The following is a 24,961-nucleotide window of genomic DNA, read 5'->3' as shown; positions in this document are numbered from 1 at the left end:
CGAGGTCGCAAAAAGGTCAAAGCATGATTGCCCCGGGCGGGGCTTTGGCATAATCACCTTTGTGTTGAAATATCACCCAAAAGGTTACGAAATGCGCCTCAGCCGTTACTTTCTGCCCGTTCTCAAGGAAAACCCCTCCGAGGCTCAGATCGTCAGCCACCGGCTGATGCTGCGCGCGGGTATGATCAAGCAGGCCGCAGCCGGTATTTATTCCTGGCTGCCGCTGGGCTTCAAAGTGCTGCGCAAGCTCGAAAACATTGTGCATGAGGAGCAGGCGCGAGCCGGTCATATCGCGATTCAGATGCCGATCCTGCAATCGGCGGATCTGTGGCGCGAATCCGGGCGGTATGACGATTACGGTCAGGAAATGCTGCGGATGAAAGACCGGCATGACCGCGACATGCTGTACACGCCGACCGCCGAGGAACTGGTGACCGATATCTTCAGGGGTCATGTCAGCAGCTACAAAGACCTGCCGCTGACTCTCTATCAAATCCAGTGGAAATTCCGCGATGAAATTCGCCCGCGTTTCGGCGTGATGCGGGGGCGCGAATTCTACATGAAGGACGGCTATAATTTCGACCTGACCAAAGAAGACGCGCTGCACGCTTACAACCGCCATCTGGTCAGCTACCTGCGCACTTATGAGCGTATGGGCTTGCAGGCCATCCCGATGCGGGCCGATTCCGGACCCATCGGTGGCGATGACACGCATGAATTCCTTGTGCTGGCCGACACCGGTGAATCCGAGGTCTTCTATGACAGCGCCGTCACCGACCTGACCTTTGGCGACCGCCAGATCGATTATGATGACCGCGCGCAATGTCAGGCGATCCTCGAAGAGTTCACCTCGAAATATGCGCGCACGGATGAGACCCATGATGAGGTGCTGTTCAACCAGATCCCCGAGGACCGCCGCCGCGTTGCGCGCGGGATCGAGGTGGGGCAGATTTTCTACTTCGGCACCAAATACTCCGAACCTCTGGGCGCAACGGTGCAAGGCCCCGATGGCAAACCGGTTCCGGTGCATATGGGCAGCCACGGCATCGGCGTCAGCCGCCTGATCGGTGCGATCATCGAGGCCAGCCATGACGACAAGGGCATCATCTGGCCCGAGGGCGTGACGCCGTTCCACTGTGGAATCGTCAACCTGAAGCAAGGGGATGATGAGGCCGATGCGGCCTGTGACAAACTCTACAACGCTTTGACGGCGTTGGGTCTTGAACCGCTGTACGATGATCGCAACGAACGGGCAGGGGGCAAGTTTGCCACCATGGACCTGATCGGCCTGCCTTGGCGTATAACGGTCGGTCCGCGAGGTCTGAAAAACGGTGTGGTCGAATTGACCTGTCGCCGTACCGGTGAAAGCGAAGAACTCAGCCCCGAGGCAGCGGTGACCAAAGTCGCTGAAATCTACGAAGGCATCGCCTGAGAGCTATTGTGTCAGGTGAAAATCAGGTTGCGCCCGAGGTCGGGCGCGCCCTCAGCAGATCGCCATCCGCGTCATGGCCACGCGCCACGACAATCGGGCGTCCCATTCGGCGCACAAGATCAATGAACTCGATGCCCAGAAAGCGCAGGCCGCACACGCGATCTCGGGTCATGCGATCCGTGACACACAGGCGGCCTTGCCGGAATTCCAGTCGATAGCCTTTGTCTTTGAGAATATCCGCCAGACTGGCCCAGCTTGCAGCGCTTGCAAAGATCGGCCGGATCGCGGCTCGTAGCAATGCAGCTGTCTCACAATCCAGTTCCGACGCTGCGTTGCGGGCGACAACTGGACCCGCGTTTTCAATGTTTCCTTCAATACCCATGAGCGACCCCCGCTCCACTAATACGTTCCCCCAAGAACAGAGTGACAAAATTCCTCAAAAGAAGCAAAAGGCGAAATAAAATTACGCGAAATTTGTTGCATTTGGAATTCAGTTTATAACTCCACGCTCGTATTGATGTCATAGCTGAAACAATACACCGCTGTCTGTGAAGAGCGTCACAACCCTTGGTATAGCTGGTTTTCGCCGCAATCGCTTTTTTCTTGCGCAGATGTGCAAGCCTTCGATTCGGTTCGCTTTGAGTCAGATGTTCAAACTCTGGCCTATGAGCGGCCAGAGCGCATAACCTGCTTGACCCTCGGACCAAATGCCGAAAGGGTCTCGCAAAACCGGTAGCCGAGGCAGGAATGGCCAAATCTCCCCCGCCCTTTGCAATGTTTGAATGGAAAATCGCCTGGCGCTACTTGCGCGCACGGCGAGCCGAAGGTGGTGTCAGCGTCATGACGTGGATTTCGCTGATCGGGATCACGCTGGCTGTGTTCGCACTGATTGCCACCTTGTCCGTTCGATCCGGGTTCCGGTCTGAATTCGTCGGAACCATTCTGGGGGCCAATGCCCATGTTACGGTTTATTCGGCGGGCGAGTTTGATGAACGCGGTCGGGTGGATCGCACCATCGCCGACTTTGACGCCATGGCGGAACGGATCGCCGAAGTGCCCGGCGTGGAGCGGGCGGCCCCACTGGTGAAAGGGCAGGTGCTGATTACCAATGCGGACCGCAGTTCAGGGGTGCAGGTGTTCGGTATCCGCCCCGAGGATTTGCAAAGCTTGCCGGGGATCGCCGAAGCCGAACAGTCCGCAGGCGATCTGGCGAACTTCCCGCAGGGGATCGCCATCGGATCCGGCGTCGCCCGGGCGATTGGGGCCACGGTGGGGGATCGGGTCAAGGTGACCTCGCCCAACGGGGTCAAAACGCCCTTTGGCACGTCGCCGCGCGTGAAAGCCTATGAGGTGGTTTATGTGTTTTCGGCCGGGCGCTATGACATTGACCGCACGCGCGTCTACATGCCTTTTGCCGAAGCGCAGAGCTTTTTCAACCGCGACGGCGTGGCTGATGAGATCGAGGTAATGGTCGACCGCCCGGAAGAGCTGGGGCCGATCCTGATCCCGATCCTCGAAGCTGCGGGTGAGCGCAGTCAGGTCTGGACGTGGCAGGATGCCTCGGGTGGTTTCCTGCGCGCGCTGGAGGTTGAAGACAACGTGATGTTCATCATCCTGTCGATCCTTGTGCTGATCGCGGCGATGAACATCGTTTCGGGTCTGATCATGCTGGTGAAGAACAAGGGGCGCGATATCGGAATCCTGCGCACCATCGGTCTGAGCGAAGGGTCGATCCTGCGTGTATTCTTCATCTGCGGTGCGTTCACCGGGATCATCGGCACCACGATGGGTGTGATCCTGGGGTGTCTGTTTGCGCTGTATATCGACCCGATCTTTTCCTTCGTGAATTACGCGATGGGCGGCGGCGTGTGGGACCCCTCGATTCGCGGCATCTATGCATTACCGGCCGAGTTGCATCTGTCGGATGTGCTCAAGGCGATTGCGCTGTCTTTGGGGCTGTCCTTTCTGGTGACATATTTCCCGGCCCGGCGCGCGGCGCGGCTGAACCCGGTCGAGGCGTTGCGCTATGAATGATGTGACATTGCGTTTGAACGGTCTGGCCAAGACCTATCTGCAGGGCACGCCCGGTGAGGTGCAGGTATTGCGCGGTGTTGATCTGGAACTGCGCGCGGGCGAGGCGGTGGCTCTTGTGGCCCCATCCGGCGCGGGAAAGTCGACCCTGTTACATATCGCAGGGCTGTTGGACATGCCTGATCGGGGCACGGTTGAGCTCGCAGGGCAGGTGGCGACCGGCAAAGGCGACCGCACACGCACCGCTATCCGCAGGCGCGACGTCGGGTTCGTCTATCAGTTCCATCACCTGCTGCCCGAATTCACCGCGCTTGAGAATATCGTTCTGCCGCAACTGGCCAATGGAAACTCTGAGAAATCTGCGCGCCAAAGGGCGATGATGTTGCTGGAACGTGTCGGCGTTGCACCCCGGGCCAATCACAGGCCAGCGGCGCTGTCCGGCGGCGAACAACAGCGTGTGGCATTTTGCAGGGCGCTGGCCAATGAGCCGAGTGTTCTGCTGGCAGATGAACCAACAGGCAATCTGGATCCGGGCACGTCCGATCAGGTCTTTACAGCCTTGATGGACCTGGTCCGCGAGGCCGGGCTCTCTGCTCTGATTGCAACCCACAATCTGGACCTGGCCGCGCGCATGGATCGGATCCTCAAGCTGGAAGGCGGGGCGCTCAGGCCAGCTGCGTGATCGCGACGCCCGCCGCCATTACGGCAATTCCTCCTGCCCGCATCAGGGTCAGCGGTTCAACTTGCGCGCCGAACAAGCCAAAATGATCGATAGCGGCCGCGCTGATCAATTGTCCGATCAGAACGAAGAACACTGCATTTCCGACCCCGAAATGCGGGGCTACGTGGGTGATTGAAAGCACATAAAACGCGATCAATACTCCGGCAAGCAGCAGGTGTTTGGGCGCTTGCGCGACTTTCGACAGGGCTCCTGTGCCCGGAAACGCCAGCATCACAACCGCTGAGGCACCAAAAGCTATCGCGAACAGGATCACGGCGGCTGTGGTTGGCGAACCGATCAACTTGCCCAAAGCGGCGTTCAGTGCCGCGAGGATCGGAACACCGATCCCGGCTGCCAGCATGATAGCAGCATATTGTGTCATTGCCCGAACCCCTTGAACCGCTTCGTTGATCTGGATCATTGCGTCATAAGGCCCGTCGGGCAAGTCTGTGTTTGCGGGGCACAAAGGAGGAAAGCGATGAACAAGTCGACACTTGCAGCAGTCATGATGCTCGCATTCACCACCACCTCACACAGCGCCTGGGCGCAGGACGTCGAGACTGGGGCCGAGCTTTTCAGGCATTACTGCGCCTCATGCCACGGCCTGGACGCGACCGGTCATGGCCCGATGGCGGGTGTGCTTGTGATCCAACCGGCGGACCTGACAAAGCTTGCCGATTCTGATGGGGTTTTTCCAACCGCCCGGGTGGTCGCGCGGATAGACGGGCGCGATCCCTTGGTTAGTCACGGCAGCCCGATGCCGGTCTACGGCCCGTATTTCGAGGGTCAGGACACCGCGCTCAAAACTCCGGCAGGACAACCGATCCTGACCAGCAAACCGATCGTGGACCTTGTCGCGTATCTGGAGACAATCCAGGGCAACTGATCTGCGTCAGCCGCAAATCCTATCAATCTCGGCCCCGGCCCAGGGCAGCCCAACATCGTTTTCGCGACGGCTGCCAGGTAATTGTGCGGGGTCGAAATGCGCGGCCAGCATCTGATGCAGGCGCTGGGTGCGCGGGGCATCGGGGTCCAGCGCGCGACAGCAGACATATTCCTCGACAATCGCGCCCTGTTGTTCGAACCCATAGGCCAGAAAGTCCGGCGAGGTGTCCAGATCGAACAGATAGGGATCGTCGGCCCGGCCATGCTCGGCGGCTGCCCGCAGAGGGTGATATCCGGTGGTCTTGCGGTTCTGCCATTGCCAGACATGAGTCAATTCGTGGGCCAGCAACATGGCGGCGATCAGGTTCACGCGTTCGGGGTATTGCGACATGTAATCGTCCAGATACCAGTCCCGGGTAAAGTAAACACGGTTGAACAGCGCAACTGCCGCCGGTTTTCCAGTGACGGTCTCTTCCTTGACGGGGGGCAGGATACGTTCGCGGCAGGCCAGTCGGGGACGTGCTTTTCGGGTATATGTAATGGCAGCAACCGGCGCCCCCTCGACCAGTCGGACACGATCCAGATTCAAGGTCTCGCCGTGAATCTGACCTGCAAATGCGCGTTCTTGTTCGGTCAGGGGACGACCGCAAGATAACAGAAGGCACAGGATCGAAATCAGTAGGGGGCGGATCATACCCGGTAGCCTAGTGTACCTGATCCCTGCGGCAAGACGTTTTCAAAGGCTCATCGCCAAAACCCGGCTGATTTCTGTCAGCGACCGGCCGGATTGATCCATCCAGGTGTTAAAGGCGTCCTGCACTGCTGTAAGGGCCTTCTTTGATGTTGCCGCTTTGTCAATCACACCTTCTGCGATCAACCGCGCAGTTACGTCCCGCGACAGGATGAAACTGTCCCGCCCGGCAAACCGCATGGCGTATTGCGCCGTGGCACCGCCCAGTCGTGACCCGCGTTTGCCCAGCATTGCCAGTAACCCGACATAATCATTGGACGGCCATCCGCCCAACATCTGACCCACGCCGCCTTCGTTGCGCAACTCCAGTAAAAAGGCGGCGTTATCGCGTACAGCAGCGATCTTGGTTCCATTGCGCACGATCCGGGTGTCTTGAATCAGGGCATCAAACTTTTCATCATCCATGAATGCGCATCTGCCCACGTCAAAACCATCAAAGGCGGTTTCAAAGCCGTCCCATTTTGCTTCGATCACTTTCCAGTTGAAGCCGGCCTGAAAGATGCATTTGGTGATGACCGACAGCCAGCGGTCGTCCGGCATCGCCGCAAGCTCTGAGGGTGTTTTGGGCTTGCTGAGCGTCGCCTCCAACGCTTCGGGCCCGCCGTGACGGCTGGCCGAGATTTTGTAGATTTCCTCAAAGTGGCGCATGTCCGGATCCTCCACCCATAAGTGTTGCCCTTTTGTTCCTTTCAGGCAAGCGGAAATACTGGTTGGAGAGATCGGGGACAGAAGATAATTTATTGACTGGTCAGTCAATATCCTTAACGTGCGCCAATGATGACTGCAGGGTGCAAATTTCGGTTGAGGTTCGGGGCGTAACTTCCGTGTTTCCGCTCGGTCGCGGAAAGTGGTAAGTGGGGCAACAGTTCCCTTTCCTTTTCCGACCAAAATTGTGCATGTTGCGACAGGTGCTGTCACCACGGATTTCCCCCGATGGTCGCTGATGCGGCTGTCGGGCAAACAGAACAAAACAGGGAGTAATACCATGAAGAAGTTAAGCGTAAGCCTATTGGCCATCGCCGTTGCCGGATCGGCCCACGCCGCCGACATGGGTGCGGTGGACGAGCCGATCAAGCTGGCGATCAACGAATGGACCGGTCAGCACGTCACCACGCATGTGGCGGGCGAGATGCTGAAAGCCGCAGGCTACAACGTCGAATACATCACTGCGGGCATGATGAACCAGTTTCAGGCGCTGGCCGATGGAGACATCGATGCGACGCTGGAAATCTGGTCGTCCAACGTGTCTGATGAATACGCGAAAAAAGTGGCCGAGGGCACCGTGGTCGAAATCGGTGATCTGGGGCTCGATGCCAAAGAGGGCATTGCTTACCCGGCGCACGTGGCCGACCTGTGCCCGGGCTTGCCCGCATGGGAAGCGCTGAAGGACTGTGCGCAGGTCTTCGCCACGGCGGAAACTCTGCCCGGAGGTCGTCTGGTCGATTACCCGGCCGATTGGGGAACACCCGGCGCGGACCGCATGACCGGTCTGGAACTGCCGTTCAAAGCAGTTCCCGCAGGGTCCGAGGGCGCTCTGATCGCCGAACTCCGCGCCTCGACCGAGCGGAAATCGCCGCTGCTGATCACCTTCTGGCAGCCGCATTGGGCGATGTCGGCTTATGATGTGCAGTTCGTGGATCTGCCCGTTGGCGAAGAGGCGTGTTTCAATGATCCGGCCTGGGGCCCGAACCCCAACGCCGTAAACGATTGCGACTTCTCGCCCTCGCGCATCTTCAAGGCCGGTTGGAGCGGTATGGCCGACAAATGGCCTGCCGCTTATGAAATCCTGTCGAACTACCAACTGGCGGTCGAAGACCAGCAGCCGATGATGGGCGCGATCGACGTCGACGGCGGCTCGGTCGAGGAAGTCGTGGCCGCATGGATGGCCGAGAATGAGGGCAAATGGCGCCCCGTCGTTGACGCAGCAACCCAGTGAGCTGACATCAGTGACTGACGCAAACACGCCAGCCATCGCCTGCCGGAATCTCTGGCAGGTGTTTGGCCCCGGCGCAGAAAAGGCCCTGACCGACGCGCTGTCTCGGTCAGGGAATGACGCCGACCAAGCCGCCGCCAATCTGCGTGAAGGTGGATTCATCCCCGCCGTTCAGGACGCCAATTTCGAGGTGCAGGAAGGCGAGTTGTTCGTCATCATGGGCCTGTCCGGCTCGGGCAAATCGACGCTGATCCGCTGCATCTCGCAACTGCTGCCCGGCACGGGTGGCGAGATTCGTGTGGATGGCGAGAATGTCATGGGCGCGTCCAAGAAGGTGCTGACCGATCTGCGGCGCAAAAAGCTGGGCATGGTGTTCCAGCATTTTGGCCTTTTCCCGCATATGACCGTGGCTGAGAACGTGGCCTATCCGCTGCGCGTGCAGGGTATCGGCAAAAAGGAGCGTCTGGCGCGGGCGCAGGAAGTCATTTCTCTGGTCGGACTTGAGGGGCGCGAAGACAGCTTCCCCCGGCAGCTTTCGGGCGGCCAGCGGCAACGCGTCGGGATCGCCCGCAGCCTTGCCGTGAACCCGGACATCTGGTTTCTGGACGAGCCGTTCAGCGCGCTCGACCCCCTGATCCGCCGTCAGTTACAGGATGAATTCCTGCGCATTCAGGCGACGCTGAAGAAGTCCATCGTGTTCATCACCCATGACATTCAAGAGGCCCTGAAACTGGCCGACCGTATCGCCATCATGCGCGACGGCAAGATCGTTCAGATCGGCACGCCCACGGATATCGTGCTGCGCCCGTTGGACGACTATGTGCGTGAATTCTCGAAAGATGTGGCCAAGGGCCAGCACGCCAAGGTCGCCTCGGTCATGCGGGATGAGGCCGAGTGCGGCCCGGATGATCCCGGTCTGACGACCTCGATGACGTTGGACGCGGCATTGGCGCATTGCATGGAATTATACGAACCCGTGCCGGTGCGCGATGCCGAGGGCAAAGTTGTCGGCACCGTGCACCCCTCTGATCTGGCGGCTGCGTTGCAGGTGGATGACGCATGACGGCGCTGGACATCCCCACGCAGCAGGCGCGTCTGACGGCCGGGGCACAAGCGGCGCTGATCACCGTGATCGTCGGCGCGATCTGCCTCGCGCTGGAGGGTGTCGCCCCGTGGCTGGTCATATGGCCCGCCGCATGGGAACTGCCCGCAACTCAATGGGTCGGAGCGTTTCTCGACTGGTTTCTGGACGGCATCAAACCGGCGATGCGGCTGTTCTCGGATATGATGACCTATCCGATGAACGCCGCCAACTATGTGCTGGGCAACACGCCCTGGCCGATCCTGATCGGCATCGTCACCGCGCTGGGCTGGTATCTGGGCGGGCTGCCGATGGCGGCGCTGGGCTTTATCGGGCTCAGCTTTGTGCTGGCCTCGGGCTATTGGGCCGAAAGCATGAACACGCTGGCCCTTGTCGCCGTGTCTGTGCCCGTGGCGCTGATCATGGGCGGTGCGATTGGCATTCTCGCCAACGAAGTGCCAAGGGTGAAAGCGTTCGTGCAGGCCGTGCTGGACATCATGCAAACGGTGCCGACCTTTGCCTATCTGACACCGCTGTTGCTGCTCTTTGGCTTTGGTCCGGTGGTTGGCCTGATCGCCTCGGCCATCTATGCCGCCCCGCCCATGGCGCGCAACGTGATGCTGGGGCTGGAACGGGTCGAGCCCGAGATCAAAGAGGCCGCCATCATGTCCGGCGGCACCCGGTTCCAACAGCTGTTTCAGGTCGAAATCCCCGCCGCCACGACGCAGATCATGGTCGGCGTGAACCAATGCCTGATGGCCGCCCTGTCGATGGTGATCATCGCAGCCGTCATCGGGGGGTTCAACGACATCGGCTGGGAGGTCCTGCTGACTATGCGTAAGGCGCAGTTTGGCGAATCCCTGATGGCAGGTCTCGTCATCGTGGTCTTTGCGGTGGTGATCGACCGGATGAGCGGCACGCTGGCGACAGAACGCAAACGCTATGACAGCCGCGTGGTCTGGGCGATGCTGGGCTTTGCGGTGCTGTTCACCGCCGCGTTCTGGGCGTGGCTGCCAAACCCGTCCGAACTAACCGTTCTGGACCCTATGGCCGCGGCCATCGACAGCGGCCTGACGGCTTTCACGCAAGCTAACGGGCCGTGGCTGGACGCGCTTAAGAACAACTCGCTGTTCTACGTGTTGCTGCCGCTGCGGATCGGGCTGGATCAGGCCGTGCTGCCCTTCACATGGGGCTTCGCATGGACGCCCGCCATGAGCTACGGGCTCTTTGCCGTCGGCGCTGCCATCGCTCTGCTCATGGCATGGCGCGGGCATTTGACCGGAGGTCTGATCGTCCTGATCCTGATCGGCATACTGGAGACCGGCATTGCCAACCTGCCATGGCCCTTCGTCCTGACCGGCGCTGCCGCGCTGGGCTGGGTCGCGGGCGGCTGGCGTCTGGCTGCGCTTTCGGTGGGTCTGCTCTGCACCATCCTCGTCTCGGGTCTGTGGGAGCGCGCGTTGCTGTCGCTGTATCTCAGCGGCGCGGCGGTGTTTTCCTGCGCTGTGGTCGGTGGGTTGATTGGTCTGGCCAGCGCGGTCTGGAAGCCGGTTTGGACCATCGTACGCCCGATCTGCGACATGCTGCAGACCATACCGCTGTTCGTGTTCCTGATCCCGGTGCTGATGGTCTTTCAAATCGGAGAGTTCTCGGCCTTCCTCGCCATCTGCGCCTATGCCATCGTCCCGATGATCCGCTACACGCGGCACGGGCTGGTCAACACGCCGGATGAAATGATGGAGGCTGCAATCTCCAGCGGCGCGACCGAGTGGCAGATCATGCGCGACATCCGCGCGCCCTATGCCGCGCCGACCATCCTGCTGGGGCTGAACCAGACCATCCTCTATGCCTTTGCGATGCTGGTGATCGCGGCGCTGATCGGGACCACCGGTCTGGGCCAGTCGATCTATCTGGCGCTGGGGCAGGCGGATGTGGGGCTTGGTATCTCGGCCGGGGCGGCCATGGCCATCCTCGCGCTGATCGCCGACCGCATGGTGCAGGGCTTTGCCGAGGAACGCCGCAAAGCGCTGGGCCTGTAAAACAGAGCAGGGGCGGGCAGCCGCCCCAGTGCCCTCACTTGATTTCGGACAAAGACCGCTACGGCCCGAAGGCCTAAACCGGGCGCAACACGTTCGGAGACACTCATGACCGGTTGGGGCCTCTTCCTCGCTGCACTCGCCACGTTCCTGCTGAGCCACATGATCCCCGCCCGCCCAGCGGTGCGCGGCTGGCTGATCGGTACGCTGGGCCGCACCGGCTATTTCGCCACTTATTCGCTGGTTTCACTGGCCGTGCTAGGCTGGCTGATCATCGCCGCCGCCAACGCGCCTTATGTCGAGGTCATTCCACCGCTCACAATCTTCCGCTGGCTACCGCTCCTGATCATGCCGATTGTCTGCTGGCTGGCGATTGCGGGCCTGTCGATCCAGAACCCGTTTTCCTTCGGCGGGTTGGGGAACCGCCCTTTCGATCCTGACAAACCCGGCATCCTGCGTACCACCCGTCATCCGATCCTTGCGGCACTGATGCTGTGGGCCGTCGCACATCTTCTGGCCAATGGCAGCCTGTCGCATGTCATCCTGTTTGGCCTCTTCGCAGGGTTCGCCGCGATGGGCATGGCCCTGATCGACCGCCGCACCGCGCGGCAGATGGGGTCAGACTGGCATCGCCTGTCCCGCAACACCGCGCGCCTGTCCCTGCGCGCGCCCCGTCCCTGGCCGCGCCTCTGGGTGTGGCTTACTGCCATCGCCGCTTATGCGGCCATCCTCCACCTGCACGCATCCGTGATCGGGCTTTCGCCGCTGCCTTGACCCGTCAGAGTGGCCGACCCGCACAACCCGTGCTATCTGAAACACCAGTATACGAAGTCTAGAGGTCCCAAAATGCATCTGGCCTATGTCACAACCACCGATCGCGGCGCAACTGATCGCCTGCTGAGCGCGGTGGCCGAGCGCCTGTTGGAAAAGGGCGCACGCCTGTCCGGTGTCGTACAAACAAACACGGAATGCGCTGACCACACCAAATGCGACATGGATGTTCGCGTCCTGCCTGAAGGTGAAACCATTCGCATCTCGCAATCTCTGGGCACGCAATCGCGAGGATGTCGTCTGGACCCGGCTGCACTGGAGCAGGCGGTGGGTTACGTGACGGCGTCGCTGGAAGATGCACCGCAATTGCTGATCATCAACAAGTTTGGCAAGCACGAGGCAGACGGGCGGGGATTCCGCCCCGTTATTGCCGAGGCTCTGGCGCAGGACATCCCGGTTCTGGTGGGTGTAAACGGCCTGAACAAAGACAAGTTCGAAGAATTCACCGGAGGCGCAGCCGAGCAGGTCAACGCTGATCAGGACGCAATCGTCGCATGGTTTGACCGCGTCTCCGCCTTGCGAGCCGCCGCAGCGTGAACCAAATCAATACCACTGCTTCACGTCTGTCGGGAACGACCCCGACAGGCGCAGGAACGCTGATCTCCGTACAACGCACGGTTCTCAAGTGTGGATTTTTGAGTGTAAGAGATGGTGGGCGACCCTGGAATCGAACCAGGCGTGCGTCTCCGCGAGGGAGTTACAGTCCCCTGCCACACCTTGCGGCCTGTCGCCCACTGTCAGGCGTTGCACCTGACGTGGAGGCGTGATTACTAGCGCCTTAGAGAAGCGTCAACAGGAAAATACCGCTTTGACGCAGGAAACCGATTTCCCGGTCCGGAGGCCCGCGACATGAAGAAACCCAAGTGGGTCGTCGAAAAAGAACAGGCGCGCAAAGCAGCTGCAGCCGAGACCGTTTGGCTGTTCGGTCTGCATGCCGTTCGGGACGCATTGATGAACCCGAACCGGCAGAAACTGCGCCTGATTGTGACGCGAAATGCGCAGGATAAACTGGCGGATGCCATTGCGTTTGCAGGGATAGAGGCCGAAATGGCTGACCCGCGCAAATTCCCCGCTCCGATCGATCCAGGTTCGGTCCATCAGGGGGCCGCGCTTGAGGTCAAGCCGCTGGATTGGGGCGGTCTGGTCGAGAACTGCATCGGACGAGAAAACCCGCGAGTCATCCTGCTGGACCGGGTGACCGACCCGCACAATGTGGGTGCAATTTTACGGTCGGCCGAAGTGCTTGGTGCCAGTGCGGTGATTGGAACGCGTCACCATTCGGCGCCAGAAACAGGTGCGTTGGCCAAAACCGCCAGCGGTGCTCTGGAACGACAACCCTATCTGCGTGTGCGCAATCTGGCTGATGCGATAGTCGAACTTCAGGGTATGGGATTTCTTGTGCTCGGGCTGGATGGTGAGGCCGAAGGCACCATCGAGGCCGCGTTGGGCGGCAATCTGCACCAACCCGTCGCCCTTGTGCTTGGCGCAGAAGGGCCGGGTTTGCGCCAAAAGACGAAGGAAACCGTTGATCAGTTGGTGAAAATCGACGCAACGGGTGGGTTTGGGTCGCTCAACGTCTCAAATGCCGCCGCGATTGCCCTATATGCATCTAGACACAGATAAACGGGAGAGCACCATTTCCACCCCCTCGAAAATCGCGACCTGCTGCTATTGCGGAACCCGCGCGGCGCTGGTTCTGAAGGGCAAGCAGCGCCATGAACTAAGCTGTTCCAGCTGCGGCGCGCCGCTTCATGACCTGAAAATGGTTCCCAAGCGAAAGCTCGCGGAACACAAGACAACGCGTCATTCGGGCAAAGGCGAGCAGCCATACAAAAACAAGAAGAAAAAGAAGAAAAAGAGTATGTTCTCGCGGGTGCTGGATGAAGCGTGGGACGTCATCGAAGATGTATTCGACTAAATCAGCCCTATTCACCCACGCGCGTTCACATCCGCGTTAATTCGGGTTTCAGATGCATAAATGATTTGTATCTAGATGGTCTGGTTTTCTAACTAGGTTGCGATGAAACTGAATCGACGTACTCTGATCGGCGCGCTGGGCGCTGCCTTTTTTGCGCCTGCTGCATTTGCGCAGGATATGCCTGTCTTTTTCAAGAGAGGTGGTGCAGCCATGTCCGGCTATGACCCGGTATCCTATTTCAGCAATGGTACTCCTGTCCGCGGTTTGCCCGAATACTCTGTGGTTTGGAAAGGGGCCGAGTGGCACTTTGCCAGTGCTGAAAACCGCGATGCTTTCGAAATGAACCCGCGCGCCTACGCGCCCCAGTTCGGTGGATACTGTGCATATGGCATGGCACAAGGTGAACTTGTCAGCACCGATCCGACGCTGTGGCAAGTGGTCGATGGGCGCCTGTACCTGACCCATTCCGCTGAAATCGAGCAATTGTGGGACCGGGATCGTACTGAATTCATTCGTATGGCCGAGGAAAACTGGCCGGTTATTCTGTACCACAATTAGGCGATTCTCCGCTTTTCGTGAGTTGTCATCACAAAAACGCGCACCCCCTCTTTTTTTCTGCAAATACATGCTTAAATGTCACATGACCGCGGAACGGAACTGCCGCGGGTCATTTCACTGTCCCTCGTTCCAACAACTTGCGCCCAGGTGTTTACCTGGGCGCTTTTTTCTTGTCCAAGCTCCGGTTAGGGTGCCCCATGCCAGACTATTCTGATGAGTTCCTGACAACGATCCTGAAGCGCACCAACGTGGTGGCCGTGGTCGGCGTATCGATGAACCCGGTGCGGCCCAGCTATTATGTGGCGCGGTACATGTCGCTCAAGGGGTATACGGTGATCCCGGTCAATCCCGGCCATGCGGGCAAGATGCTGTTCGGCCAGACGGTGCGGGCGTCCCTGTCCGAGATTTCCGAGCCCGTCGACATGGTCGACATTTTCCGCCGATCCGAGGCAGTACCGCCCATCGTAGACGACGCGCTGGCCGCGTTCCCCGACCTGCGCACGATCTGGATGCAGATCGGCGTTGAACATCATGGCGCGGCCGCCACGGCACAGGCGCGGGGCGTGGATGTGGTGATGAACCGCTGTCCCAAGATCGAATATCAACGCCTGTTCGGAGAGCTTCGGATGGGTGGGTTTGCCACCGGGGTGATTTCGTCCAAGCTGTAACTTCGCCAAAATTCGAACCACATCCCCAGAAAGCTGGAACGCATGCGTTACGAACCGATAAATCTATCCGAGAAACTCTCGACCTTCACCGAGCATTGGAGCCCGAAGATCGTATCTCGGTACAACAACAACGATGTCATGGTCGTCAAAGTTCAGGGCGCGTTTCAGTGGCACCATCATGACGATACGGATGACTTTTTTCTGGTTCTAAAGGGCACTTTGCGAATTGAAATGCGCGACGGGGAAGTGACACTGCGCCCGGGTCAGATGTTTGTGGTCCCCAAAGGGGTCGAACACAGGCCGGTTGCGGAAGAAGAAGTTCACTTGCTGCTTATCGAACCCGAAGGCCTGCCCAATACCGGAGATGCGGCAACTGCTGCCGAAAAGGTGGTGATCTAGGCGCAAGCCGCCCGTTGCGGCGGGCTTAACGCGCGGTTAGCGGAGCCAGCTTCGCCGCCTGTTCCAGACGCCGCTTTTCCAGCACCACGTCACGCGGGACCCAGTCATAGCGCGTGTCCTCGGTCAACGGTCCCCAATACAGCACCCCGCCATAGCGCCATGGGTCCAGCACCACGCCTTCATACATGCTCTCACCTTTGCGGCTGATGATGGCGGTGCTGTGGTCGATGCGGAACGGGTTATCCGCATTGGCGATGGCGCGGTGCATTTCCAGCGTGCGGAACTGCTCTTGATCCAGACGCCGCTCGATATCCTCGGCCCAATGCCAGCAGAGGCCCCGTGGCCGCAGGCCCTTGTTGACCTTGGCATTGTGGATCAGCGGCGGGTCTGTGATTTCGTATTCCTGCGCCAGTTGCGCGGTATAGGTATAGGCGATGCGCGCGGCCCGGTTCGCCTCGGCAGGGTCGATATCGGGCCCGAGGCTTTGGATTTCCGCCGCCAGTCGCTGCACCTCATCCCCCGTCGATGGCGGAGGCGTGGCGCAGGCGGCGAGGGTGGCAAGCGCGGCTGCAAACACCAAAACTCTGATCATGCGCACGCCCTTTGCATCACTGCACCGAACCCGGACTATAGCGGGCCATGCCACCCCACGGAACCCGCTTACCCTTTGGGCCGCGCCGCCTTTTCAGCAATGCCGCTGGTGCCCTGACGGCGGGCCAGTTCAGCCAGCACATCATCCAGTGCCACATCCCGTGCGGCCAACATGACCAGAAGGTGATACAGTACATCCGCCGCCTCTGAGGTCAGCTTTTCCCGATCCCCCTTGGTGGCTTCGATGATGGCCTCGATGGCCTCTTCCCCGAATTTTTCGGCGCATTTTTCGGGGCCTTTCGCCAGCAGCTTGGCGGTCCAGCTGCTGTCGGGATCGGCCCCTTTGCGGGCCTCGATCGTTGCGGCCAGATCGTGCAGAATGCTCATGTCAGCCTCATCGGAATGCCTGCGGCGGCCATATGCTCTTTGGCCTCGCTGATGGTAAATTCGCCGAAATGAAAGATCGAGGCCGCCAGCACCGCGCTGGCCCCGCCCTTCGTCACGCCTTCAACCAGATGGTCCAGAGTGCCGACGCCGCCCGAGGCGATCACCGGTACGTCAACGGCGTCCGAGATCGCCCGGGTCAAGGGCAGGTTAAATCCGGCCTTGGTGCCGTCTCGGTCCATCGACGTCAGCAGAATTTCTCCTGCACCCTTGGCCACAACGGTCCGGGCAAACTCCACCGCATCGATGCCGGTGGGTTTGCGACCACCATGGGTAAAAATCTCCCACTTGCCGGGGCTGACGGTCTTGGCGTCGATGGCGCAGACGATGCACTGGCTGCCGAACTGGTCGGCGGCCTCGGCGATCACATCCGGGTTCGCCACGGCGGCCGAGTTGAAGCTGACCTTATCCGCCCCCGCCAGCAACAGGGCGCGCACGTCGTCCTTGCTGCGCACACCACCGCCCACGGTCAGTGGCACAAAGCACTGTTCGGCGGTGCGCTGCACCACGTCAAACATCGTGCCCCGGTTTTCATGGGTGGCGTGGATGTCCAGAAAACAGATCTCATCCGCGCCGGCGGCGTCATAGGCCTTGGCCGATTCCACCGGATCGCCCGCATCGCGCAGGCCGACGAAATTCACGCCCTTGACCACGCGGCCATCGGCGACGTCCAGACAGGGAATGATACGGGTTTTCAGCATGGTGTGTCCTTTATTGAGGGCACCTTTACCGGCAACGCCTCGCCGATGCCAGACTTGTGATTGTGATGTCACGCAAAGCTGTGGAACTTAGGGGTGAAATTCATCAAAGGGAATATAACTATGCGACATCTTCTGCTGGCTTCAATACTCACATTCGGAGGCACCCTATCCGCCATGGCTGACGACATCATCAAAGTACAAACCGACAAATCCGTGGCCGAGGCGCTCGATGCGCTGGAAGCGGCAGTTGGCAATGCAGGTGCCACTGTGTTTGCCCGTATCGACCATGCGGCGGGGGCCGAAAAGGTCGGCACACCGATCCCGCCCAATCAGGTGCTGATCTTCGGCAACCCCGCGCTGGGCACGCCCGCCATGCAAATCGACCCGCGGGCCGGGCTGTTCCTGCCGCTGAAAGTGCAGGCTTATCAGGATGCGGATGGGCAGGTCTGGCTGATCTATGAAGACCCGAAAGAGACCATGGATGACTTCGACGAGGTCGAAAAATCGCCGGTCATCGAGAAAATGCGCGGCGCTCTGGCGAAGCTGACCGCCGCTGCCGCCCAGTAACTCAGCTCAGGGCGCGAATGGCCTCGGCCAGGTCAATCGCGCCATCATAAAGGGCGCGGCCAGAGATCGCGCCGTTCAATTCTACACCGCAATCGCGCAGGGCGATCAGGTCGTCCAGCGAACTGACGCCCCCCGACGCAATCACCGGGATCGAGACCGCCTGCGCCAGCGCCGCCGTGGCCTCGATATTCGGGCCCTGCATCGCGCCGTCGCGGTTGATATCGGTGTAGATGATCGCGGCGACGCCTGCGTCCTCGAAACTGCGGGCCAGATCGGTGACCTGCACGTCGGTTTCCTCGGCCCAGCCCTTGGTGGCGACCATGCCGTTGCGCGCGTCAATACCGACGGCGACCTTGCCGGGGAATTCCCGCGCCGCCTCACGCACCAGATCGGGGTTCTCGACCGCCACGGTGCCCAGAATCACCCGCGCCAGCCCCTTGTCGATCCATGTCTCGATCGTGGCCATATCGCGGATACCGCCTCCCAATTGCGCAGGCACGTCACAAGCCTTTAGAATTGCTTCGACCGGGGCGGCGTTGACCGGTTCCCCCGCAAAGGCGCCGTTCAGATCGACCAGATGCAGCCACGCGCACCCGGCCTCGACAAAGGCGCGGGCCTGCGCCGCCGGGTCTTCGTTAAAGACGGTGGCCTTGTCCATCTCACCACGTAGCAGGCGCACGGCATTGCCGTCTTTCAGGTCGATGGCGGGGTAGAGGATCATGTCAGGCGGCCCTATATCACTGTTACACGCGCGGGATATCGCACAGGCGGGGCAGGGGCGCAACGCGACGCAAAGTCAGTCTTGCCCGGTGCCGATTGGCGGGCCAGACTGATGGGAAATACAGGGAGAAAACCATGAAGACATTTACTCTTGCAGCGGGTTTCGCCGTAATGGCCACCGCAGCGATGGCCGCCGATCCTGTGGACGGTCTGTGGAAGACAGCTCCGGGCGATACGGGCGGCTATCTACATGTGTCGATTTCCGAATGCGGCAGCGCCATCTGCGGCACCATCGACAGCGCCTTTGACGCCGACGGCAATCAGCAGCTGGAATACGAGAACCTCGGCAAGCAAATCATTTGGGACATGATCCCCGAAGGCGGCGGCAGCTATGACGACGGCAAAATCTGGGCCCCCGATCGCGACAAGACTTATAGTTCGAAAATGTCGTTGGACGACCAGAACAAGCTGACCGTCAAGGGCTGCGCTGTCGGAGGTCTGGTGTGCCGCGGGCAGGTCTGGACGCGCGTGGAATAAGGCCTCAGGGCGTCCAGGTCAGGAAATTCCCGATCATCCGCAGGCCCACATCCTGACTTTTCTCAGGATGAAACTGCATCCCAACCATCGTGTCGCGGCCAATCACGGCCGTGACCTCTTGCCCATACTCCACATAAGCCAGCCGCTGCGCCGGGTCGGTGACGCGGAAATGGTAGGAATGGACAAAATAGGCGTGATCGCCCGATGTCACACCACTGAACACCGGATGGTCGCTCTCCAATACCAGATCGTTCCAGCCCATATGCGGCACCTTCAGCGCAGCATCTGACGGTTCAATACGAACCACATCCCCGGCGACCCAACCCAGCCCATCGGTTTCGCTGTATTCATGGCCCTTCGAGGCCATCAACTGCATCCCCACGCAGATGCCCAGAAACGGGCGGCCCTTTTGTTCGACCGCCTCAACCATCGCGTCATAGATGCCCTTGTGGCCGCGCAGCTCGGCCGCACAGGCCGGAAACGCCCCGTCACCGGGCAGAACCAGCCGATCCGCCCGCGCCACGACGTCGGCGTCCGAGGTCACGACGACCTCACCCGCATCCACCTCGCGGGCCATGCGCTGGAACGCCTTTTCTGCCGAGTGCAGATTGCCGCTCTCGTAGTCGATAATGGCGGTCAGCATCTGAGTCCTTTCTCCGCGCAACTTGTCCGAAAACCGGTGCCCACTTTTTGGGTTGCGCTTACAGCGCGCCCTTGGTCGATGGAATCGCATCCGCCTTCCGCGGGTCGGTCTCAACCGCCAAACGCAGCGCGCGGGCGACGGCCTTGAAGGCGGCCTCGGCGATGTGGTGGCTGTTGAACCCGTGCAATTGATCGATATGCAGGGTGATGCCGCCATGGGTGGCCAGCGCCTGAAAGAACTCGCGCACCAGTTCGGTATCGAAAGTGCCGATTTTCTGCGTCGGCAGGTCCACGTTCCAGATCAGAAACGGGCGCCCCGACAGGTCCAGCGCACACCGCACCTGTGCGTCGTCCATCGGCAGGTGACACTCCCCATAACGGCGAATACCCTTCTTGTCGCCCAAGGCCTGCGTCAAAGCCTGACCCAGAGCGATGCCGGTATCCTCGACCGTGTGGTGGTCGTCGATGTGATAATCGCCCTTGGCGCGGATTGTCATGTCGATCAGCGAATGGCGCGCCAACTGGTCCAGCATATGGTCAAAGAACCCGACGCCGGTCTGGTTGTCATACTGGCCGGTGCCGTCGAGATTGACCTCGACCACAATGTCGGTCTCGGCAGTCTGACGGCTGATCTTTGCGCTGCGCATGGGCGAATTCCTTTTGCTTCAAGGGCGCTTATAGACGCGGATGGGTGGGTATATCCAGTCCACTAAACGCCTTCGCCGTAAACTGTTGCGGGGGATTGCACCCGGGGGCCGCCCGTGCCAGCCTGCGGGCAACACGAACCAACAAGGCCCGGCCCATGTCCACCTGCGTCTTCATCCAGATCCGCTGTAAACCCGGCACCACTTACAAGGTGGCCGAAGACATCGCCCTGCGCGAAATTCACTCAGAGCTTTATTCCACCAGTGGCGAATATGACCTGCTGTTGAAGCTCTACATCCCGGAAACCGAAGATGTAGGCCATTTCATCAACGAAAATCTGCTGGTGATCCCCGATATCGAACGGTCACTGACTACGATGACATTCAAGGCGTTCTGAAAGATTAGATATCTGGAGCGGGCGAGGCGATTCGAACGCCCGACCCTAACCTTGGCAAGGTTATGCTCTACCCCTGAGCTACGCCCGCATCAGATACTTATGTGGTCCGAAGACCTCTCAATGGAGCGGGCGAGGCGATTCGAACGCCCGACCCTAACCTTGGCAAGGTTATGCTCTACCCCTGAGCTACGCCCGCGCCGTTGAGTGAGGAGGGATGTATAAAGTCCAACGCGGGCCTGCAAGAGGAAAATGCCGGACGCTGGCAAATTTCTTTCGACGGAAACCCGAGTAAGGCACGTTCAATAGACATCAGAACGCAAACACGCGTAAGGGGGCAGCGAGACAATGATCAAAGGTTCGGATATCAAGGCGATTGCCCTGGGCATCATGATTGTTCTGGTCACGGTGACGTCGAAATCGGCGCATGAACAGGACGGCGTGCACGCGGTCGGGATGGAGCGCACCCAGGTGCTGGTCTGGAGGGGTTAAGGCGTGCGCCTATAGCGCCAGAACCAGTGCGGCCAGTGCACCGATCAGAATCGCCGAAAATGTCAGACCCATGCCGATTTGACGCAAAACGATGGTTTGCGGCGTTTTTCCGAAACCATATGCGTGCAGCAGACGTCCGGCCAACAGCATCAAGCCCAACAGATTCACTAGCCAGCCGCCCGCGCCCTGCAATTCGACCATCGCGATCAGTAGCAGACCAAAAGGGGCGTATTCGGCGCAGTTCGCCTGCGTCCGCATGGCCTTGATCATCGCTTTGTCGCCATGGTCCCCGACCGAAATCTTGCCTCTGCGCCTTTGCATAATGACATTCACGCTGAGCGCGACGAACAGGAACGCGATCAGCGCGGCATAGATCGGGGTGATGGTCAGCATGGGGGCCTCCTGATGGTGAAGAGGCCGCGCAGTTGCCCGCGCGGCCCCGTGAGCTGCAAAACGATATTTGGTTTATTCCAACTCGACCAGCAGGTCCTTGGCGTCAATCTGTCCGCCGGGCTGTACATGGACGGCTTTGACCACCGCGTCGCGCTCGGCATGGATGCCGGTTTCCATCTTCATCGCCTCGATGGTCAGCAGCAGATCGCCTTCGTGCACCTCTTGACCCGCGCTGACCGCAACCGTGGCGACAACGCCGGGCATAGGAGCGCCAATGTGGTTGGCATTGCCAACCTCAGCCTTAGGGCGCTGTGCGGTCGTGGCCTTGACCAGACGGTTCGGCACACGAATCACGCGCGGTTGGCCATTGAGTTCGAAGAAGACTTTGACCTCGCCCTTTTCATCCGTTTCACCAATGGCCTGACAGCGGATTTCCAGTGTCTTGCCGGGGTCGATTTCTGCGGTGATTTCCTCGCCCGGCTCCATGCCATAGAAGAAGGTGCGCGTGGGCAGGGTGCGAACCGGGCCATAGGTGCGGTGGCGGCCCATGTAATCGAGGAAGACCTTGGGATACATCAGATAGCCGTTCAGGTCTTCGTCATCGACCTCTTTGCCTTCTAGCTGCTTGGACAGTTCAGCGCGGGTGGCTTCCAGATCGACCGCTTCGACATGCTTGCCGGGGCGTTCCGTGTTGGGCGCCTCGTCCTTGAGGACCTTTTGGATGATGCCCGCAGGGAATCCGCCCGGAGGTTGCCCAAGATTGCCGCGCATCATGTCCACAACCGAGTCGGGGAAGGCCACATCGGTTGACGGATTTTCCACGTCATCGCGGGTGAGACCCTGGCTGACCATCATCAATGCCATGTCGCCAACAACTTTGGACGACGGCGTCACCTTCACGATATCGCCGAACATCTGGTTCACGTCGGCATACATCTGGGCAACCTCGTGCCAGCGCTCCTCCAGCCCCAAGCTACGCGCCTGCGCCTTGAGGTTGGTGAACTGGCCGCCGGGCATTTCGTGCAGATATACCTCGGAGGCCGGAGCCTGAAGGCCGGATTCGAACGCGGCATACTGGCCGCGCACTGCCTCGAAATAGTCGCTGATCTCGCGGATGGCCTTGATGTCCAGCCCGGTGTCGCGGTCCGTATGGCGCAGGGCCTCGACCACGGTACCCAGCGTTGCCTGGCTGGTGTTGCCCGAGAACGCATCCATCGCGCAATCCACCGCGTCCACGCCCGCCTCGGACGCCGCCAGAATGGTCGCGCTGGCGATACCGGCGGTGTCATGGGTGTGGAAGTGGATCGGCAGGCCGACCTCTTCCTTCAGCGCGCGGATCAGAATGCGGGCCGAGGCCGGTTTCAGCAGTCCAGCCATGTCTTTCAGGCCCAGCACATGCGCACCTGCATCGCGCAGCTCTTTCGCCATGCCGACATAGTATTTCAGGTCATACTTGGCGCGGTCCGGGTCGAGGATATCACCGGTATAACAAACGGTACCTTCGCAGATTTTGCCGTTTTCGACGACCGCATCCATCGCCACGCGCATATTCTCGACCCAGTTCAGCGAGTCGAACACACGGAACACATCGATATTCTGCGAGGCCTGACGCACGAACTCCTGCACCACATTATCGGGGTAGTTGGTATAGCCAACGCCGTTCGCGCCACGCAGCAGCATCTGGGTCATCAGGTTTGGCATCGCCTCGCGCAGATCGCGCAGGCGCTGCCAGGGGCATTCCTGCAGGAAGCGATAGGCCACATCAAAGGTCGCGCCGCCCCAGCATTCGACGCTGAACAGCTGCGGCAGGTTCGCCGCATAGGTCGGAGCCACCTTGATCATGTCGATCGAGCGCATCCGCGTGGCCAGCAGCGACTGGTGCCCGTCGCGCATCGTGGTGTCGGTGACCAGCAACTGCCGCTGTGCCTTCATCCAGTCGGCCACGGCCTGCGGGCCTTTTTGCTCCAGCAGATTGCGCGTGCCCATCTGCGGTTCCGCCTTCAAAGCGGGCGGGCGCGCCTCTTTCAGGTCGGGGCGCGGGGTCGGACGGTCTTTGGTTTCCGGATGCCCGTTGACGGTGATGTCGGCGATATAGTTCAGAACCTTGGTGCCCCGGTCGCGGCGTTTCTTGAACTGGAACAGGTCCGCCGTCTCGTCGATGAACTTGGTGGTGTATTCATTCGACAGGAAGGTCGGGTGTTTCAGCAGGTTCTCGACAAAGGCGATGTTGGTGCTGACACCGCGCACGCGGAACTCGCGCAGCGCGCGATCCATCCGCGCAATCGCTTTCTCGGGGGTCGGCGCCCATGCGGTGACCTTGGTCAGCAGTGAGTCATAGTACCGCGTGATTACGCCCCCCGCATAGGCCGTGCCGCCATCCAGACGAATGCCCATGCCCGTGGCCGAGCGATAGGCGGTGATGCGGCCATAATCGGGGATGAAGTTGTTCAGCGGATCCTCGGTGGTCACCCGCGTCTGCAGCGCGTGACCGTTTAGACGAATCTCATCCTGACCGGCTTTGCCGGTGGCCTCGGCCAGGGTCTTGCCCTCGGCGATCAGGATTTGCGCCTGCACGATGTCGATGCCCGTGACCTCTTCGGTGACGGTGTGCTCGACTTGCACGCGAGGGTTCACTTCGATGAAGTAGAACTTGCCGGTGTTCATATCCATCAGGAATTCGACCGTGCCTGCGCATTCATAGTTCACATGGGCGCAGATGCGGCGGCCCAATTCGCAAATCTCGGCGCGCTGTTCCTCGGTCAGATACGGGGCAGGGGCGCGTTCAACGACCTTTTGGTTCCGGCGCTGAACCGAGCAATCACGTTCGTAGAGGTGATAAATCTCACCATGCTTGTCGCCCAGAATCTGAACCTCGACGTGACGGGCGCGGGTGATCATCTTTTCCAGATAACCCTCGCCATTGCCAAATGCGGCTTCGGCTTCGCGGCGGCCTTCCAGAACCTTCTCTTCCAGCTCATCCTCGGACAGGATCGGGCGCATCCCGCGCCCGCCGCCGCCCCAGCTGGCTTTCAGCATCAGAGGGTACCCGATCTCGGCGGCTTCTTTCTTGATGGCGGCCATGTCGTCGCCCAGCACTTCGGTCGCGGGGATCACCGGCACATTGGCGGCAATCGCCACTTTCCGCGCGCTGGCCTTGTCGCCCAATGCGCGCATGGTCTCGGCCTTGGGACCAATGAAGGTGATGCCGTTCTGCACACAGGCGTCAACGAAATCCGGGTTCTCGGACAACAGGCCGTAACCGGGGTGGATCGCGTCGGCACCACATTCCTTGGCCACGCGGATGATCTCATCAATTGACAGATAGGCTGCGACAGGTCCCAGATCGGCCCCGATGCGATAAGCCTCATCCGCCTTGAACCGGTGGAGGCCCAGCTTGTCCTCCTCGGCGAAGACCGCGACGGTTTTCTTCCCCATCTCGTTGGCTGCCCGCATAACACGGATCGCAATCTCGCCGCGGTTGGCGATCAGGATTTTCTTGAAGTCTGTCATTTCAGGTCCCGGTCTTTATAGGTGTGGCCTTTTGCTTAGGCGGACAATACGGCCACGTACATCTGTAGTTCTGGGTAGAAC

Annotated in this window: 30 protein-coding genes and 3 tRNA genes; 18 read left to right on the top strand and 15 right to left on the bottom strand. The window is 60.2% G+C overall.

All coding sequences use genetic code 11. The features are described from left to right. Nucleotides 1-91 precede the first annotated feature (91 nt). Complete coding sequence (gene proS / locus ACRZ9X_RS06890) at nt 92-1,432, top strand: proline--tRNA ligase (protein ID WP_480517141.1); 1,341 nt, start codon at nt 92-94, stop codon at nt 1,430-1,432. Between the two features lie 22 nt (nt 1,433-1,454). On the opposite strand, the gene ACRZ9X_RS06885 is transcribed toward proS, so the two are convergent. Next, complete coding sequence (locus tag ACRZ9X_RS06885) at nt 1,455-1,814, bottom strand: hypothetical protein (RefSeq protein ID WP_480517139.1); 360 nt, start codon at nt 1,812-1,814, stop codon at nt 1,455-1,457. A 365-nt stretch (nt 1,815-2,179) separates the two neighbouring features. Between ACRZ9X_RS06885 and ACRZ9X_RS06880 the strand changes: the two genes are divergently transcribed. Together ACRZ9X_RS06880 and ACRZ9X_RS06875 are read left to right on the top strand one after the other, a co-directional pair. Continuing rightward, on the top strand, nt 2,180-3,466 hold the full coding sequence (locus ACRZ9X_RS06880) for a lipoprotein-releasing ABC transporter permease subunit (protein ID WP_480517137.1): 1,287 nt from the start codon (nt 2,180-2,182) through the stop codon (nt 3,464-3,466). After that, the gene (locus ACRZ9X_RS06875; RefSeq protein ID WP_480517135.1) at nt 3,459-4,145 is read left to right on the top strand and encodes an ABC transporter ATP-binding protein; all 687 of its coding nucleotides are present in this window, start codon (nt 3,459-3,461) and stop codon (nt 4,143-4,145) included. The genes ACRZ9X_RS06880 and ACRZ9X_RS06875 overlap by 8 nt, the downstream gene beginning before the upstream one ends. Here ACRZ9X_RS06875 and ACRZ9X_RS06870 read toward each other — a convergent pair. Next, nucleotides 4,129-4,566, bottom strand: a complete 438-nt coding sequence (locus tag ACRZ9X_RS06870) for a DMT family transporter (protein ID WP_480517133.1) — start codon at nt 4,564-4,566, stop codon at nt 4,129-4,131. The genes ACRZ9X_RS06875 and ACRZ9X_RS06870 overlap by 17 nt on opposite strands. 96 nt (nt 4,567-4,662) lie before the next feature. Here ACRZ9X_RS06870 and ACRZ9X_RS06865 point away from each other — a divergent pair, with 96 nt between their 5' ends. Continuing rightward, nucleotides 4,663-5,070: a c-type cytochrome gene (locus tag ACRZ9X_RS06865; protein ID WP_480517131.1), complete on the top strand. Its 408-nt coding sequence runs from the start codon at nt 4,663-4,665 to the stop codon at nt 5,068-5,070. Between the two features lie 6 nt (nt 5,071-5,076). On the opposite strand, the gene ACRZ9X_RS06860 is transcribed toward ACRZ9X_RS06865, so the two are convergent. Both ACRZ9X_RS06860 and ACRZ9X_RS06855 read right to left on the bottom strand, forming a co-directional pair. Beyond that, entirely contained in the window at nt 5,077-5,763 is a 687-nt protein-coding gene (locus ACRZ9X_RS06860; RefSeq protein ID WP_480517129.1) for a hypothetical protein, read from the bottom strand. Nucleotides 5,764-5,805: 42 nt separating this feature from the next. Further along, entirely contained in the window at nt 5,806-6,468 is a 663-nt protein-coding gene (locus tag ACRZ9X_RS06855; RefSeq protein WP_480517127.1) for a DNA-3-methyladenine glycosylase I, read from the bottom strand. Between the two features lie 337 nt (nt 6,469-6,805). On the opposite strand from ACRZ9X_RS06855, the gene ACRZ9X_RS06850 reads away from it, so the two are divergent. The 5 genes from ACRZ9X_RS06850 (at nt 6,806) to ACRZ9X_RS06830 (ending at nt 12,238) form a co-directional block, all read left to right on the top strand. Continuing rightward, nucleotides 6,806-7,756: an ABC transporter substrate-binding protein gene (locus tag ACRZ9X_RS06850; protein WP_480517125.1), complete on the top strand. Its 951-nt coding sequence runs from the start codon at nt 6,806-6,808 to the stop codon at nt 7,754-7,756. A 10-nt stretch (nt 7,757-7,766) separates the two neighbouring features. Next, the gene (locus ACRZ9X_RS06845; RefSeq protein ID WP_480517123.1) at nt 7,767-8,816 is read left to right on the top strand and encodes a quaternary amine ABC transporter ATP-binding protein; all 1,050 of its coding nucleotides are present in this window, start codon (nt 7,767-7,769) and stop codon (nt 8,814-8,816) included. Further along, entirely contained in the window at nt 8,813-10,873 is a 2,061-nt protein-coding gene (locus ACRZ9X_RS06840) for an ABC transporter permease (protein WP_480517121.1), read from the top strand. The genes ACRZ9X_RS06845 and ACRZ9X_RS06840 overlap by 4 nt, the downstream gene beginning before the upstream one ends. A gap of 105 nt (nt 10,874-10,978) precedes the next feature. Next, complete coding sequence (locus ACRZ9X_RS06835; RefSeq protein WP_480517119.1) at nt 10,979-11,644, top strand: NnrU family protein; 666 nt, start codon at nt 10,979-10,981, stop codon at nt 11,642-11,644. Between the two features lie 72 nt (nt 11,645-11,716). Further along, on the top strand, nt 11,717-12,238 hold the full coding sequence (locus ACRZ9X_RS06830; RefSeq protein WP_480517117.1) for a DUF2478 domain-containing protein: 522 nt from the start codon (nt 11,717-11,719) through the stop codon (nt 12,236-12,238). 112 nt (nt 12,239-12,350) lie between these two features. Here ACRZ9X_RS06830 and ACRZ9X_RS06825 read toward each other — a convergent pair. Next, nucleotides 12,351-12,434: transfer RNA gene (locus ACRZ9X_RS06825), tRNA-Tyr, on the bottom strand. Between the two features lie 116 nt (nt 12,435-12,550). Here ACRZ9X_RS06825 and rlmB point away from each other — a divergent pair. The 5 genes from rlmB (at nt 12,551) to ACRZ9X_RS06800 (ending at nt 15,244) form a co-directional block, all read left to right on the top strand. Then, on the top strand, nt 12,551-13,324 hold the full coding sequence (rlmB, locus tag ACRZ9X_RS06820; protein WP_480517115.1) for a 23S rRNA (guanosine(2251)-2'-O)-methyltransferase RlmB: 774 nt from the start codon (nt 12,551-12,553) through the stop codon (nt 13,322-13,324). Next, nucleotides 13,305-13,619: a hypothetical protein gene (locus tag ACRZ9X_RS06815; RefSeq protein WP_480517113.1), complete on the top strand. Its 315-nt coding sequence runs from the start codon at nt 13,305-13,307 to the stop codon at nt 13,617-13,619. The genes rlmB and ACRZ9X_RS06815 overlap by 20 nt, the downstream gene beginning before the upstream one ends. Nucleotides 13,620-13,721: 102 nt before the next feature. Then, a complete protein-coding gene (locus ACRZ9X_RS06810; RefSeq protein WP_480517111.1) occupies nt 13,722-14,177 on the top strand; it encodes a YHS domain-containing (seleno)protein in 456 nt (151 codons plus the stop codon). Between the two features lie 197 nt (nt 14,178-14,374). Further along, a complete protein-coding gene (locus tag ACRZ9X_RS06805) occupies nt 14,375-14,845 on the top strand; it encodes a CoA-binding protein (protein WP_480517109.1) in 471 nt (156 codons plus the stop codon). A gap of 42 nt (nt 14,846-14,887) precedes the next feature. Continuing rightward, nucleotides 14,888-15,244 (top strand): cupin domain-containing protein, encoded by a 357-nt coding sequence (locus tag ACRZ9X_RS06800; RefSeq protein WP_480517107.1) that lies wholly within the window; start codon nt 14,888-14,890, stop codon nt 15,242-15,244. A gap of 25 nt (nt 15,245-15,269) precedes the next feature. Here the strand turns inward: ACRZ9X_RS06800 and ACRZ9X_RS06795 are convergent, their stop codons facing one another. From ACRZ9X_RS06795 to hisF, 3 genes are all read right to left on the bottom strand, one after another. After that, complete coding sequence (locus ACRZ9X_RS06795) at nt 15,270-15,836, bottom strand: hypothetical protein (protein WP_480517105.1); 567 nt, start codon at nt 15,834-15,836, stop codon at nt 15,270-15,272. Between the two features lie 68 nt (nt 15,837-15,904). Then, a complete protein-coding gene (locus ACRZ9X_RS06790; protein WP_480517103.1) occupies nt 15,905-16,222 on the bottom strand; it encodes a phosphoribosyl-ATP diphosphatase in 318 nt (105 codons plus the stop codon). Then, on the bottom strand, nt 16,219-16,980 hold the full coding sequence (gene hisF / locus ACRZ9X_RS06785) for an imidazole glycerol phosphate synthase subunit HisF (protein WP_480517101.1): 762 nt from the start codon (nt 16,978-16,980) through the stop codon (nt 16,219-16,221). The genes ACRZ9X_RS06790 and hisF overlap by 4 nt, the downstream gene beginning before the upstream one ends. Before the next feature lie 120 nt (nt 16,981-17,100). On the opposite strand from hisF, the gene ACRZ9X_RS06780 reads away from it, so the two are divergent. Further along, the gene (locus tag ACRZ9X_RS06780; protein WP_480517099.1) at nt 17,101-17,547 is read left to right on the top strand and encodes a DUF302 domain-containing protein; all 447 of its coding nucleotides are present in this window, start codon (nt 17,101-17,103) and stop codon (nt 17,545-17,547) included. A 1-nt stretch (nt 17,548) separates the two neighbouring features. Here the strand turns inward: ACRZ9X_RS06780 and hisA are convergent, their stop codons facing one another. Then, nucleotides 17,549-18,268, bottom strand: coding sequence for a 1-(5-phosphoribosyl)-5-[(5-phosphoribosylamino)methylideneamino]imidazole-4-carboxamide isomerase (hisA, locus tag ACRZ9X_RS06775; protein WP_480517097.1), 720 nt, complete (start codon nt 18,266-18,268; stop codon nt 17,549-17,551). Between the two features lie 134 nt (nt 18,269-18,402). Here hisA and ACRZ9X_RS06770 point away from each other — a divergent pair, with 134 nt between their 5' ends. After that, the gene (locus ACRZ9X_RS06770; RefSeq protein ID WP_480517095.1) at nt 18,403-18,804 is read left to right on the top strand and encodes a DUF2147 domain-containing protein; all 402 of its coding nucleotides are present in this window, start codon (nt 18,403-18,405) and stop codon (nt 18,802-18,804) included. A gap of 4 nt (nt 18,805-18,808) precedes the next feature. On the opposite strand, the gene hisH is transcribed toward ACRZ9X_RS06770, so the two are convergent. Both hisH and hisB read right to left on the bottom strand, forming a co-directional pair. Next, complete coding sequence (gene hisH, locus ACRZ9X_RS06765) at nt 18,809-19,447, bottom strand: imidazole glycerol phosphate synthase subunit HisH (protein ID WP_480517093.1); 639 nt, start codon at nt 19,445-19,447, stop codon at nt 18,809-18,811. A gap of 58 nt (nt 19,448-19,505) precedes the next feature. Next, nucleotides 19,506-20,093, bottom strand: coding sequence for an imidazoleglycerol-phosphate dehydratase HisB (gene hisB / locus ACRZ9X_RS06760; protein WP_480517091.1), 588 nt, complete (start codon nt 20,091-20,093; stop codon nt 19,506-19,508). A 155-nt stretch (nt 20,094-20,248) separates the two neighbouring features. Between hisB and ACRZ9X_RS06755 the strand changes: the two genes are divergently transcribed. Then, entirely contained in the window at nt 20,249-20,488 is a 240-nt protein-coding gene (locus ACRZ9X_RS06755) for an Lrp/AsnC family transcriptional regulator (protein WP_170753098.1), read from the top strand. 13 nt (nt 20,489-20,501) lie between these two features. On the opposite strand, the gene ACRZ9X_RS06750 is transcribed toward ACRZ9X_RS06755, so the two are convergent. Continuing rightward, nucleotides 20,502-20,576 (bottom strand) — tRNA-Gly (locus ACRZ9X_RS06750). A 33-nt stretch (nt 20,577-20,609) separates the two neighbouring features. Then, nucleotides 20,610-20,684 (bottom strand) — tRNA-Gly (locus ACRZ9X_RS06745). A gap of 149 nt (nt 20,685-20,833) precedes the next feature. Here ACRZ9X_RS06745 and ACRZ9X_RS06740 point away from each other — a divergent pair. Continuing rightward, nucleotides 20,834-20,977 carry a hypothetical protein gene (locus ACRZ9X_RS06740; protein WP_480517089.1) on the top strand — a complete coding sequence of 48 codons (144 nt, stop codon included), beginning with the start codon at nt 20,834-20,836 and terminating at the stop codon, nt 20,975-20,977. Between the two features lie 9 nt (nt 20,978-20,986). Here ACRZ9X_RS06740 and ACRZ9X_RS06735 read toward each other — a convergent pair whose 3' ends face one another. After that, the gene (locus tag ACRZ9X_RS06735; RefSeq protein WP_480517087.1) at nt 20,987-21,370 is read right to left on the bottom strand and encodes an MAPEG family protein; all 384 of its coding nucleotides are present in this window, start codon (nt 21,368-21,370) and stop codon (nt 20,987-20,989) included. A 72-nt stretch (nt 21,371-21,442) separates the two neighbouring features. After that, nucleotides 21,443-24,880, bottom strand: coding sequence for a pyruvate carboxylase (locus ACRZ9X_RS06730; protein WP_480517085.1), 3,438 nt, complete (start codon nt 24,878-24,880; stop codon nt 21,443-21,445). Nucleotides 24,881-24,961: the final 81 nt, after the last annotated feature.

Source organism: Ruegeria sp. AL1 (assembly GCF_056540905.1).
The sequence above is the reverse complement of the archived record's forward strand: the minus strand, read 5'-3'. Positions and strand labels throughout refer to the sequence as shown.